This window comes from Sphingobium sp. EP60837 (genome assembly GCF_001658005.1).
Classification (GTDB): domain Bacteria; phylum Pseudomonadota; class Alphaproteobacteria; order Sphingomonadales; family Sphingomonadaceae; genus Sphingobium; species Sphingobium tyrosinilyticum.
This window is the reverse complement of record NZ_CP015986.1, coordinates 993,411-1,006,596: the sequence shown is the minus strand read 5'-3', so window position 1 is coordinate 1,006,596 and position 13,186 is coordinate 993,411. Positions and strand designations below refer to the sequence as shown.

The window sequence follows — 13,186 nt, the reverse complement described above, 5'->3', positions numbered from 1 at the left end:
TGAATCCACGCCAGCGCATGCTGGCGGGGATGGTGCTGGCGTTCAGCAATTTCATGGTCGTGCTGGACTTGACGATCGCCAATGTGTCGGTGCCGCACATCGCGGGAAATCTCGGCATCTCGCCGGACCAAGGCACCTGGATCATCACATCCTACGCTGTGGCGGAAGCGATCTGCGTGCCCCTTACCGGCTGGCTTGCCCAGCGGTTCGGGACGGTGCGCCTCTTCATCTGGGGCATGATCGGCTTCGGGCTCTTCTCCTTGCTGTGCGGTCTATCGACCACGCTCGGCATGATCGTCGCCTGCCGGATCGGGCAGGGTTTGTGCGGCGGTCCGCTGATGCCGATGTCGCAGACGCTGCTGATGCGCATCTATCCGCCCGAACAGCGTGCGAAGGTGATGGGGCTGTGGGCCATGACCACGCTGGCGGGACCCGCGGTCGGGCCGATCGTCGGCGGCTATATCAGCGACAATTGGAGCTGGCACTGGATCTTCTTCATCAACCTTCCGATCGCCGCCGTCTGCGTCTTTGCGGCGATGGCGTTGCTGGGGCCTGTCGAAACCGAAAGACGCAAGCTGCCGATCGACTATATAGGTCTTGGCCTTCTGGTCTTCTGGATCGGGTGCCTTCAGATCATGCTGGATACGGGCCGCGACCATGATTGGTTCGGCGATCCGATGATTGTCGCGCTGGCCGTGATGGCCGCGGTCGGCTTCCTCGTCTTCATCATATGGGAACTGACCGAAGAGCATCCGATCGTCGATCTGCGGGTGTTCCGCCATGTCGGCTTCACATCGGGCGTGGTGACGCTGTCCCTGTGCTTTGGCGCCTATTTTGCGGGCATCGTCATCATCCCGCAATGGCTTCAGATGTCGATGGGCTACACGGCCTATTCGGCGGGTTTCGTGACCGCCTTCACCGCGATGACCGCGATTCTGGCGGCCCCTTTCGCCGGACGCGCCGTGGGTAAGATCGATGTGCGCTTCCTGATTTCCGGGTCGGTGATCTGGATGGGTTTTGTCACGCTTTGGCGCTCTGGCTGGACCACTACGGCTGATTTCTGGACGCTGGCGCTGCCACAGGTTGTCCAGGGTTTCGCCATGCCTTTCTTCATGATCCCGCTGACCACCTTGACCCTGGGCTCCGTACGGCCGGAGGAAACCGCTTCGGCAGCGGGCATGCAGAGCTTCCTGCGAACTCTTGCCGTTGCGATCTCCACCTCGATCGTCCTCACTGGCTGGGGCAACGGCCAACGCGTCGCGCGCGACGGATTGGTGTCCGCGCTGGATCCGGGCGTAGGCTCCTCGCTGGCCGGAACAGGCATAACCGCTGCACAGACGCCGCAGATGATCGCCGATCTGGTCGATCAGCAAGCGACCGTGCTGTCGATGAACAATGTCTTCTTCGTCGCCGCGCTGGTCCTGTTCCTCGCCGGGGCGCTGGTCTGGATCGCGCCCAAGCCGACCGCCCGAGTGGACATGTCGGCCGCTCACTGACCGAGGCGGATTTCCCGGCTTATCCCGATGGCGCGCAGAAATGCCTCGTCATGGCTCACGACGATCAGCGCGCCGTCATAACCGGCCAGCCCTTGTTCGATCGCGGCGATGCTATCGAGGTCAAGATGGTTGGTCGGCTCGTCCAGCATCAGCAGCGGCGGGAGCACCGCACCGCCCAGCACGCAGGCCAGCCCGGCGCGCAGCAACTGTCCGCCGCTAAGGCTCCCGGCGCTTTGCAACGCGAGGTCCGCGCGGAACCGGAAGCGCGCCAGCGCCGCTCGCACCTCATTATGCGTCGCTTGAGGGTGCAAGCGCGAGAAATTTTCGGCGATACTGGCGCTCGGGTCGAGCAGGTCCACCCGCTGGTCGAGCAGTGCGCAGGCGACGGGCCGATCGACGCGCCCCGACAATGGGGACAGGGTGCCCGCGATGACGTGCAGCAGCGTCGATTTGCCTGCGCCATTGGGGCCGCTGGTCGCGATCCGTTCGGGGCCGGTGATATTTAGCGATAAGTCGTGGAGCACTGGTTTGCCCCCCGCCCGACCCGCGGTCATATGGTCCATCACAACGATCCTTTGCCCCGCCGATAGGCCCGTCGATGGCAGCGCGACCGTCAGACTTTCGACCCGTTCGATCCGCTCGCGCGCGGCGCTCGCGGCCTCTGCGGCCTCCAGCCGTAAGCGATCCGCGAGCCGGGCCGCTTCGCCGCCTGAGCCCTCGGCCCGGTCCTTGCGCATGCCGATCAGGATGCGCGGCATATCGCCTTTCGCTCCCTTTCGCGCACCTGCGGCATCTCGCCGTTGCTTGCGCTCAGTAGCCGTTTGCGTTCGCTTGGCGACGTCTTTCATCCGCTTTTCGGCCTGGGCGAGGTCCTGTTCCGCCGCTGCGAGTTCGACCGCCTTACGCGCCTGCCAAGACGAGAAGTTTCCTCCGTGGCGGTTGATGCCCAAGCTGGTCAGTTCGGCAATCGCGTCCATCTCTTCCAGCAGGGCGCGGTCATGGCTGACAACGATCGCTCCCGCACGCCAGCGTCCCAGCAGCGCAATGAGCGCGGTTCGGCCTTCCGCATCCAGATTATTGGTCGGTTCATCCAGGAGCAGGAAGTCGCGTTTGGCGAAAACCGCTCCAGCAAGCGCCGCCCGCGTGCGCTGGCCGCCGGACAGTTTAGCCAACTCTGTTTCCAGGGCGGCGGTGAGGCCGACCTCGGCCAGCGCTTCCTCCAGCCGGGCCGACAGCGTCCAATCGCACGCCTCCAACTCATCAACTGTGGCTTCCCCGCGCTCCGCCTTGACGAGCAGCGCTACAGCGTCCCGAACGCCGAACAGGTCGGCGATTGTTTCACCGGGATTGACCTGCACCGTCTGGCGCAGTTCGGCCACCTTGCCATTGAGCTGGACACTTCCTCCGCCTGGCTTCAGTCGGCCGGAGATGAGCGCGAGCAGCGTCGATTTGCCGACGCCATTGCGTCCGACAAGCCCAATCCGCTCGGAAGTGAAACGAAAATCGAGGTCCGAAAGGACGCTGGTCCCGTCAGGCGCGGACCAGCTTAAACGAGAGAGAATGATCGAAGGCATGGACAAAAAACTTCCTGAAAGCAGAGCGTTGGGGCAGCGCGATCAGGTGCATGTCCATGTTGATGATCCTCCGAAAACTGGTTCGTGCTAATATAGCAGGGCCGTGCTGCTGGCAACCGGTGACACCCGGCACCGATTGACGCGGCGCGGCATCGCGGTCACTGAAGGGCCAAAAGGGCTGGGTCAGATGCGAATCGTCATCATCGATGACAGTGGCCTGCGCGCGACGGTTCTGGAAGAAGGACTGCGCGAAGCAGGCTATGACGACATCCATATCGTTCCCCCGCGCGGCGGCTTCGTTGCGCGGCTCGAACGCATGGCGCCTGATGTCGTGCTGATGGATCTTGGCAGTCCCAGCCGCGACACGCTGGAGGAAATGCTCTCGGTCAGCCGCGCTCTCGCCCGGCCGATCGCCATGTTCGTCGATCAATCGGACGAATCGATGATCGGCGCCGCGATCGATGCGGGCGTGTCCGCCTACGTCGTCGATGGGTTGCGCAAGGAGCGGGTGAAGCCCGTGCTGGAACTGGCGGTGCGCCGCTTCAACGCGTTTGCCCGGCTGCAGACCGAGTTGGACGAGGCGCGCACCGCGCTGTCCGACCGCAAGATCATCGACCGCGCCAAATCCATTCTCATGAGCCAGCGTGGCCTCAGCGAACCGGACGCCTATACGCTGCTGCGGTCGAGCGCGATGAATCAAGGGAAGAAAATCGTGGATGTCGCTCAGGCTCTGATTACGGCCAGCGACCTGTTGGGAGGGGGCCTGTGACGACAGCATTGCGCATCGCCTATCTGCCGCTGACCGATTCTGCCGTGCTGGCGGTGGCGCGGGAAAAGGGCTTCGCAGAAGAAGAGGGCATCACGCTCGACCTTGTCCGCACCACCAGTTGGGCGACGTTACGCGACCGGCTTGCCTTTGGGCAGGTGCAGGCCGCGCATATGCTGGCTCCGCTCGCCATCGCCGTCACGCTGGGTCTGAGCCAGCAACCTGCGCCTCTTTCCGCGCCCTACAAGCTGAATGTTAACGGCAATATGCTGGTGATGGCGAAGGAGTTCGCCCAGGCGCTCGACCCGGATGTGGCTGCCCGGCTCGACGATCCGCTGGGGACCGCGCATGACTTTGCCGCCGCGATCGGGCTTTGGAAGCGCAAGCCCGTGATCGGCGTCGTCCATCGCTTTTCGAGCCACTCTCTCATGTCGCGCTATTGGCTGGCGAGCGCGGGTGTCGATCCCGACCGGGACGTGTTGTTGCGCGTCGTGCCCCCTTCGCTAACTGTGGAAGCCATGCGCGCGGGCGAGATCGACGGTTTCATTGCGGGCGAACCTTGGGGTAGCGCCGCGGTTGATGCCGGCCTTGCCGAAGCGGTTGCGATCGGGGAGCGCATCTGGCAGCGGGGAGTCGAGAAGGTGTTGGCCTTTCGCACGCCCTGGCTGGAAGAAAATCCCCATGTCGTTGATGGTTTGATCCGAGCGCTCGCGCGGGCGGCCGCCTGGTGCGACGAGCCCGCCAACCACGAAGCACTGGCGCATCTGCTGTCTCAACCGCATTTCGTCGATCAGCCCGCCGACCTGATCCAGCGCGCGCTGTCCGGCCGCATCACGGCGCGGGCGGACATGCCGTCGCTCGACATGCCTGATTTCATGCTTTTTTCCCGTGAGGCCACGCCCTTTCCCTGGCGCAGTCAGGCGCTGTGGTTGTATTCGCAGATGGTCCGCTGGAAGATGGTGGAGCATACGCCGGAGAATGCGGCGAAGGCGGGAGCGGTCTTTCGGCCGGATATTTTTCGCCGCGCACTCGCAGAGAGCAATGTGCCTATCCCCGGAGCCAGCATGAAGGTGGAAGGCGCTGTCGCCACGCCGCTGGCCGTGGGCTCCAAGCGGGGTGAACTGACGTTGGGACCGGACAGATTCTTCGACGGACGCGTGTTCGACCCCGAACGGATCGAGGATTTTCTGGCGAGTTTTTAGCTTTGGCTCGACGCGGCCACAGCGTCCTTCAGGAAATTGTGCCTTGCAACATGAGGCGAATCATTAGATAAGGGAGAGGTCGCGCGACGAAGCGCGTTTACGGATGAGCACGCCCAAGGATGGGGTCGCGCTCTCCAAACAGAATTTTGCAGCAAAGCCGCTGGCCGGGTCTCGTGAAGAACGAGCGTCCGGAGAGCGGCTTTTTTTGTGTCCATTTCACAAGATTGAAGGACGTCATCATGGCAACTGCTTATTGGGACAGCGAGAAAGGCGCAGAGGGGCAAGCCGCTCCGACCAGCTTCTGGAAAGCTGGCCACACGCCGACCCTTATCGCTGCCTTCCTCTATTTCGACCTCGCCTTCATGGTGTGGGTGCTGCTGGGGCCGCTCGCGCCGTCCATTTCCAAGACGCTGGGCCTGACGCCTGCTGAAAAGGGGCTGATGGTCGCCGTTCCGACGCTCGCAGGCGCTTTGCTGCGCGTGGTCAATGGCCTGCTGGTCGATCGCATCGGCTGCAAGCAGGCGGGCGCGATCAGCCAGGTGATCGTTATCGTCGGCCTTGCGACGGCGTGGTTCATGGGCGTCAACAGCTTTGGTGGCACGCTGGCGTTGGGCGTGATCCTGGGCTTTGCCGGTGCCTCTTTCGCGATCGCGCTGCCGCTAGCCAGCCGCTGGTATCCGCCAGAGCATCAGGGCAAGGCCATGGGCCTCGCCGGCATGGGCAATTCGGGCACGGTGCTGGCTTCGCTCTTCGCGCCGATCCTAGCCAAGCTGTTCGGCTGGAACTCGGTGCTGGGCCTTGCCTGCATTCCGCTGACCATCGTCTTCATCGCCTATATGTTCATGGCGAAGAATGCGCCCAATGCGCCCGCTCCGAAGAAGCTGGTCGACTATTTCCGGCCGCTCAAGTCGGCTGACGCCTGGTGGCTGATGGGCTTCTATGCGGTGACCTTTGGCGGTTTCGTGGGCCTTGCTGCCTCACTGCCGATCTACTTCACCGACCAGTTCGGCCTGACCCCGATCGTTGCGGGCTATTGCACCGCGGGCTGCGTGTTCGCCGGGTCGCTGGTCCGTCCGATGGGCGGCGCGCTCGCCGACAAGATCGGCGGCGTCAAGGCGCTGATGATGGTCTATATCGCCGCCGCGCTGGCGCTCGCCGGTGTGTCCTATGCGCCGACCCTGGTGTCCGCGCTGGGCTTCTTCGTCGCCGCGATGCTGGCGCTGGGTGTGGGCAACGGATCGGTGTTCCAGCTGGTGCCGCAGCGTTTCCAGCAGGAGATCGGCGTAATGACCGGGCTGGTCGGCATGGCGGGCGGCATCGGCGGCTTCTACCTTGCCTCGTCGCTGGGCATCGCCAAGCAGTTCACCGGCAGCTTCGCGCCCGGCTTCCTGATCTTCGCGGGCCTTTGCGTGGTCGCGTTCCTCGGCATTTCGCTGGTCCGCGCCCGCTGGCGCGCGACATGGAGCAGCGCCGCGCGCATCTGATGAATTAGCAGGAGAGGAGGCGGCGGCCCGCGAAGGCTGCCGCCCTTTTCGCGTTTGCGAAGGGTTCACTTTCGCAGTTTGCAAAGAAAAGTTTGGCTAAGGAATCACTTGACCCGACCCGTGATTCATTTATGCTGCAATGCGAAGGGCAAGGTTGTCCTCGAACTACATAGCTGACTGGGTCCATGGACGGATCGCATGAAGCGTGAATGATGGCAAAGCCGCCATCCAGACCTCTGGGTTCAAAGCCCAGGTGTCCGGATGGCGGCTTTTTTTTATTCTGGAGTCAAGGGATGGATTTTCAGAACAACACCGGACCGGAGACGGCCAGCGAAGAGGAAATCTTCGTGCCCTCCGACGATGTTCGTGAGCATCTGGTGGTTGTTGGCAACGGCATGGCCGGCTGCCGCGCGATCGAGGAACTGCTGGCACGGGATGCGGGACGCTATCGCGTCACCATCTTCGGCGCCGAGCCCTATGTGAACTATAACCGCATTATGCTCTCGCCGGTTCTGGCCGGGGAGAAGAGCTTCGATGACATCATCATCAACAGCCGCGAATGGTACTCGGAAAATAATATCGAGCTGATCGCGGGTGATCCGGTGACGGGAATAGACCGCACCGCCAAGACCGTCACGAGCCAGTCGGGTCGCACTGTTGGCTATGACAAGCTGCTGATCGCCACCGGGTCGGATCCCTTCATCATCCCGGTTCCGGGGAAGGATCTGCCCGGTGTCATCAGCTTCCGCGACATGAAGGATGTCGACACCATGCTGGAGGCCGCGAATGGCGGCGGCAGCGCGGTGGTGATCGGCGGCGGTCTGCTTGGGTTGGAAGCCGCACACGGCCTGACCCTGCGCGGCATGAAGGTGACCGTCATCCACCTCATGGACACGCTGATGGAGCGGCAGCTGGACGAAGCGGCCGGCTGGCTGCTTAAGACAGCGCTCGAAGGCCGCGGCCAGACCATCCTGACCGGCGCCAACACCGCTGAGATCTATGGCGACGGCAAGGTCGAGGGCGTCCGCCTCAAGGATGGCAGCGAAATCCCGGCGAGCCTGGTGGTGATGGCGGTGGGCATCCGCCCTTCGACCGCCTTGGCGCGCGAAGCCGGCCTCGACGTTAATCGCGGCATCAAGGTCGATGACCATATGGTCACCAGCGACCCTGACGTCCTCGCCGTTGGCGAATGCGTCGAGCATGACGGCAATGTCTATGGCCTCGTCGCCCCGCTCTGGGACATGTGCCGCAGCCTCGCGGACGGCCTCACCGACCAGCATACGGGCTATAAGGGCTCGGTCACCTCGACCAAGCTCAAGGTCGCGGGCCTGGACGTTTTCTCCGCTGGTGACTTCTCGGGCGGCGAAGGTTGCGAGGACATCGTCCTGCGCGACGCGTCGCGCGGCGTTTACAAGCGTGTCGTGGTCAAGGATGACAAGGTCATCGGCGCGGTGCTCTACGGCGATACGGCGGACGGCGGCTGGTATTTCGACCTGCTCAAGCGGGGCGAGGATGTCGGCGAGATCCGGGACCTGCTGATCTTCGGCCAGGCTTTCGCCTCTGGAGGGGGCGCACTGGACCCTAAGGCGGCCGTTGCGGCGCTCTCGGACGATGCCGAGATTTGCGGCTGCAACGGCGTCAGCAAGGGCCAGGTCGTCGCTTGCATCGAAGCGGGCAATTGCAGCCTCGATGCGGTGCGTGGATCCTGCAAGGCTTCGGCCAGCTGCGGCAGCTGTACCGGCCTTGTCGAGAATTTGCTGGCGGTGGTGCTGGGCGACGACGTTCAGTCCGGCCCGAAGACGATGTGCAAATGCACCAGCTTCGGCCATGACGATGTCCGCCGCGAAATCGTGGCGCAGAATATGCGCTCGATCCCCGAAGTGATGCAGAAGCTGCACTGGTCGACGCCGGACGGTTGCTCGTCCTGCCGCCCCGCGCTCAACTATTATCTGCTCTGCGCGCTGCCGGGTGAATATCAGGACGACCAGCAGAGCCGCTTCGTCAATGAGCGCATGCACGCCAACATCCAGAAGGACGGCACCTATTCGGTCGTTCCGCGCATGTGGGGTGGCCTCACTAACCCGCGTGAGCTGCGCGCGATCGCCGACGTGGTCGAGAAATATGATGCGCCGATGGTGAAGGTCACCGGCGGCCAGCGTCTCGACATTTTCGGTATCAAGAAGGAAGACCTGCCCGCCGTCTGGGCCGACCTCAATGCCGCGGGCATGGTGTCGGGTCACGCTTACGGCAAGTCGCTGCGCACGGTGAAGACCTGCGTCGGGTCCGAATGGTGTCGCTTCGGCACGCAGGACTCCACCGGCCTTGGCGTCAAGACCGAGCGGATGACCTGGGGATCGTGGATGCCCCACAAGTTCAAGATCGCCGTGTCGGGCTGCCCCCGCAATTGCGCGGAGGCGACGATCAAGGACTTTGGCGTGGTCTGTGTGGACTCGGGCTACGAACTGCATGTCGGCGGCAATGGCGGCATCCATGTCCGCGCCACCGACCTGCTGTGCAAGGTGTCGACCGAGCAGGAGGCGCTCGATTATTGCGCCGCCTTCACCCAGCTCTATCGCGAGGAAGCCCGCTATCTGGAGCGCACCGCGCCTTGGATCGAGCGTGTCGGCGTCGAATATGTCAAGCAGCGCATCGTGGAAGACGACGCTGGCCGTGAGGCCCTGCGTGCCCGCTTCCTCTATTCGCAGAGCTTCAGCCAGGATGATCCCTGGGCCGAACGCGCAGCCGGTGCGAATGCAGAACTGCATCAGCATCTCGACCCCATCGCCATCGCTGCGGAGTGAACGACATGACCGATTGGATCGATATCGGAACGCTGGCCGACATTCCCCAGCGTGGCGCGCGCACCGTGCGGATTGCCGGCGAAAAGGAAATCGCCGTCTTCCGCACCGGCGACGACAAGGTCTTCGCGCTGGTCAATGAATGCCCGCACAAGAAAGGCCCGCTGAGCCAGGGCATCGTCCATGGCCATAGCGTCGCCTGCCCGCTCCATAACTGGAACATCGCCCTGAAGACGGGCGAAGCGCAGGGCGCGGATGAAGGCTGCACGCCGACCATCGCGGTGAAAGAGGAGGGCGGTCGCATCCTGATCGCCCGCCCGACCGAGATGAAGGCGGCGGCTTGAGCTTCCGGTCCCCAGCCACAACGGCGGGGACCCGGGTGGGGGTTGCATGCTGGCCATCCCTTGCGGCATGCGCCTCCACCCAATTCTCTCTCTTGGACAAGAGGTAAGAGCATGACTCAGGCCATCCGCACCACCTGCGCCTATTGCGGCGTTGGTTGCGGCATTTCGGCCACGCCGACCGGGCCCCGGTCGGTCACGATCAAGGGCGATGAAGCGCATCCCGCCAATGGCGGGCGCCTCTGCTCCAAGGGCACGCATCTTGGCGAGACGGTGGGGTTGCAAGGCCGCCTCCTGCACCCGATGATCGGCGACAAGCGCGCCAGCTGGGGCAAGGCGCTCGACATGGTGGCGAAGCGCTTTCGCGAGACGATCGAGCGCTACGGACCCGACAGCGTGGCTTTCTACGTGTCCGGTCAGTTGATGACCGAAGATTATTATGTCGCCAACAAGCTGATGAAGGGCTTCATCGGCTCCTCCAACATCGACACCAACAGCCGCCTCTGCATGTCGAGCGCGGTTGCCGGCCACAACCGCGCCTTTGGCGAGGATGTCGTGCCCGCCAGCTATGACGATCTGGAGGAAGCGGACCTGATCGTGCTGGTCGGCTCCAACACCGCCTGGTGCCACCCGATCGTCTATCAGCGCATCCAGGCCGCCCGCGCCGCACGCGGCACCAAGCTGGTCGTCATTGATCCGCGCCGCACCGAGACTTGTGAAGGCGCCGACCTGCACCTGCCGGTAAAGCCCGGCACCGACGTCGCGCTGATGAACGGTCTGCTCGCCTGGTGCGATCAGGAAGGCATCGCCGACCCAGCCTATATGGCCGAGCATGTGAACGCACCCGAAGGCTTTTGGGAGCATATCCGCACCGGCCATGATCTGTGGAGCACGGCCAAGACCTGCGACATCGCACCCGCGCTGCTGGAGCAGTTCTTCAGGCTGTTCGCCGCGACCCCGCGCACCGTCACGATGTTCAGCCAGGGCATCAACCAGTCGATCCGCGGCACCGATCAGGTCAACGCGATCGTCAACGTCCACCTCGCCACCGGCCGCATCGGCAAGCCGGGCGCCGCGCCCTTCTCGATCACCGGCCAGCCCAACGCGATGGGCGGCCGCGAAGTCGGTGGGCTTGCCTCGACGCTCGCCAGCCACATGGACTTTGCGCCTGAAAATGTGGAGCGAGTGGGCCGCTTCTGGGCTGCGCCGAAGATGGCGACCAAGCCGGGCTTGAAAGCCGTAGATCTCTTCCGCGCGATCAACGAAGGCCGGGTGAAGGCGCTATGGGTCATGGCGACCAATCCCGCCGTCTCGCTGCCCGACGCCAACCGCGTGCGTGAGGCGCTGGAAGCCTGCCCCTTCGTCGTCGTCTCGGACATCATCGCCGACACCGACACCAGCGCTTATGCCGACGTTCGCCTGCCCGCCGCCGGTTGGGGCGAGAAGGACGGCACCGTTACCAATTCGGACCGCACCATCAGCCGCCAGCGTCCCTTCCTGGCGCTGCCCGGCGAGGCCAAGCCCGACTGGTGGATCGTGACCGAAGTCGCGCGCCGCATGGGCTGGCGCAACGCCTTCGCCTATGATCGGCCCGCCGACATCTGGCGCGAACATGCGCGCCTGACCGCCTATCAGAATGACGGCCAGCGCGTGCTCAACCTGCGCAGCCACGCCACCATCGGTAACGACGCCTATGAGACGATGGAGCCCTTCCGCTGGGGCGGCGACAAGCCCTTCGCCGATGGCCGCTTCTCGACCCCGGAGGGCAAGGCGCGGCTGGTTCTTACCAAGCAGTTGGAGTTGCAGGAGCCGCTAAAAGCATGGCCGCTGACGCTTAACACGGGGCGCTATCGCGATCAGTGGCACACCATGACGCGTACCGGCCTTGCGCCCAAGCTCGCCCGTCACCGCGAGGAACCGCTGGTCGAAGTCCATCCGCAGGACGCGCAGGCGCTGGGCATCGCCGATGGTGATCTCGCCCGCGTCTCTACCGCGCAGGGGAACAGCCTCTTTCGCGCCAGCGTCAGTGAAGGTCAGCGCGTCGGCGAGATATTCACGCCGATCCACTGGACCGACCAGATTTCGACCGGCGGCCGCACTGGCCTGCTGCCCCGTCCCCTGGTGGATCCGCATTCGGGCCAGCCCGGCTTCAAGGCGACCCCGGCGGCGCTTGAGAAAGTCTCGACCGAATGGAAGGGCTTCCTGATCCTGCGCGGTGAGCAGCCCGCCAAGGTCCCCTGCCTCTGGGCGACCCGCATCACCGTGACGGGCGGTGCGCTTTACGAGGTCGCGGGCAATGGGGATGCGGTGCGGCTCGAAGCCTGCCTGCCGAAGGGTGATCGGGTCGAAGCCATCGACCAGACGCGCGGCACCCGCCGCGTCGCGATCATCGCGGAAGGGAAGCTCGCGGGCATCCTGATCGTCACTAAGACCGGCCTGCTCCCGTCGCGCGACTGGCTGATCGGCCAGCTCCAGGTCGAAGAGGTGGGCGCCTCCGTCCTAGCCGCGCGGGGGCCGGGCAACCAGCCGGACAAGGGGCCGACCATCTGCGTCTGTTTCGACATCGGCCTCAATCAGATCATGGCCGCCATACGCGAGCAGAATCTCGTCGATGTGCCCGCCATCGGCAAGGCGATCGGCGCGGGCACCAATTGTGGATCATGCCGCCCCGCGCTCGCCAACATCCTGACCCAAATTCCGCAGGAGACACTCCATGCAGCAGAATGAGCTTATCGCCCCCGGACAGGTCTGGCTGGTGGGCGCAGGTCCGGGCGACCCGGACCTGCTCACCCGGAAGGCCGAAAAGCTGATCGCGGCAGCGGAGATCGTCTTCTATGACGCGCTGGTGGGGCCCGGCGTACTCGACCTCATCCCCGAGGGGGTCGAACGGGTGAGTGTCGGCAAGCGTTCGGGCCGACACAGCAAGGCGCAGGAAAGCATCAACGACCTGCTCCTCGCCGCTGCCAAGGCCGGGAAGCGCGTCGTGCGCCTCAAGGGCGGTGATCCTTCCGTCTTCGGTCGTTCGGCGGAAGAAATGGAGCATCTGGCCGCAGACGGCATTTCCTTCCGCATCTGCCCCGGCATCACCACGGCCAGCGCGGCGGCGGCGAGTGGCCATGCCTCGCTCACCCTACGCGGCGTGGCGCGGGGCCTGACCCTGGTGACGGCGCATCTGAAGGCCGGCGAACCGCTCAAGCTCGACTGGGAAACGCTGGCCCGACCCGGCGGCACGCTCGGCATCTATATGGGTCGCGCCGCTGCCGGAGAGATCAGCCGCCAGCTGATCGCCGCTGGGCGTGATCCGGAAACGCCCGTGATGGTGGCGGTCAATGTCTCGCTCCCCAGCGAACGGCTGATCCGCGGCAAGCTGTCCGCGCTTGCCTTCCTGGTCGCCACGATCAGCGATGAAGATCCGACCCTGCTTCTGATTGGCGAAGCGGTGGCGGGCACGGCCATGCCTGGTGAGGTCGCCGCAAGCGTCGCTCTTCAGGCTTGAAGGCTCAGCCCTCCGCACCTTCGCCTTGA

At 64.3% G+C, this 13,186-nt stretch carries 9 protein-coding genes; 8 read left to right on the top strand and 1 reads right to left on the bottom strand.

Annotation, left to right across the window (positions count from 1 at the left end; genetic code table 11):
* Window positions 1–17: 17 nt before the first annotated feature.
* A complete protein-coding gene (locus tag EP837_RS04905; RefSeq protein WP_066528726.1) occupies window positions 18–1,496 on the top strand; it encodes a DHA2 family efflux MFS transporter permease subunit in 1,479 nt (492 codons plus the stop codon).
* Here EP837_RS04905 and EP837_RS04900 read toward each other — a convergent pair.
* Window positions 1,490–3,070, bottom strand: a complete 1,581-nt coding sequence (locus EP837_RS04900; protein ID WP_066524955.1) for an ABC-F family ATP-binding cassette domain-containing protein — start codon at window positions 3,068–3,070, stop codon at window positions 1,490–1,492. The two genes, EP837_RS04905 and EP837_RS04900, sit on opposite strands and share 7 nt — an antisense overlap.
* 187 nt (window positions 3,071–3,257) lie before the next feature.
* Between EP837_RS04900 and EP837_RS04895 the strand changes: the two genes are divergently transcribed.
* The 7 genes from EP837_RS04895 to cobA all read left to right on the top strand — a co-directional run bounded on the left by EP837_RS04895 (window position 3,258) and on the right by cobA (window position 13,157).
* A complete protein-coding gene (locus EP837_RS04895; protein WP_066528723.1) occupies window positions 3,258–3,839 on the top strand; it encodes an ANTAR domain-containing response regulator in 582 nt (193 codons plus the stop codon).
* Window positions 3,836–5,038 carry a CmpA/NrtA family ABC transporter substrate-binding protein gene (locus EP837_RS04890; RefSeq protein ID WP_066524953.1) on the top strand — a complete coding sequence of 401 codons (1,203 nt, stop codon included), beginning with the start codon at window positions 3,836–3,838 and terminating at the stop codon, window positions 5,036–5,038. Before EP837_RS04895 ends, EP837_RS04890 begins: the two co-directional genes overlap by 4 nt.
* A gap of 239 nt (window positions 5,039–5,277) precedes the next feature.
* Entirely contained in the window at window positions 5,278–6,522 is a 1,245-nt protein-coding gene (locus EP837_RS04885) for a nitrate/nitrite transporter (protein ID WP_066528720.1), read from the top strand.
* Window positions 6,523–6,815: 293 nt separating this feature from the next.
* Complete coding sequence (gene nirB / locus EP837_RS04880; protein WP_066524950.1) at window positions 6,816–9,323, top strand: nitrite reductase large subunit NirB; 2,508 nt, start codon at window positions 6,816–6,818, stop codon at window positions 9,321–9,323.
* Between the two features lie 5 nt (window positions 9,324–9,328).
* A complete protein-coding gene (nirD, locus tag EP837_RS04875; RefSeq protein WP_066528717.1) occupies window positions 9,329–9,664 on the top strand; it encodes a nitrite reductase small subunit NirD in 336 nt (111 codons plus the stop codon).
* A 111-nt stretch (window positions 9,665–9,775) separates the two neighbouring features.
* Window positions 9,776–12,388: a nitrate reductase gene (locus EP837_RS04870; protein ID WP_066524947.1), complete on the top strand. Its 2,613-nt coding sequence runs from the start codon at window positions 9,776–9,778 to the stop codon at window positions 12,386–12,388.
* On the top strand, window positions 12,375–13,157 hold the full coding sequence (gene cobA, locus EP837_RS04865; RefSeq protein ID WP_066524943.1) for a uroporphyrinogen-III C-methyltransferase: 783 nt from the start codon (window positions 12,375–12,377) through the stop codon (window positions 13,155–13,157). Before EP837_RS04870 ends, cobA begins: the two co-directional genes overlap by 14 nt.
* Window positions 13,158–13,186 lie beyond the last annotated feature (29 nt).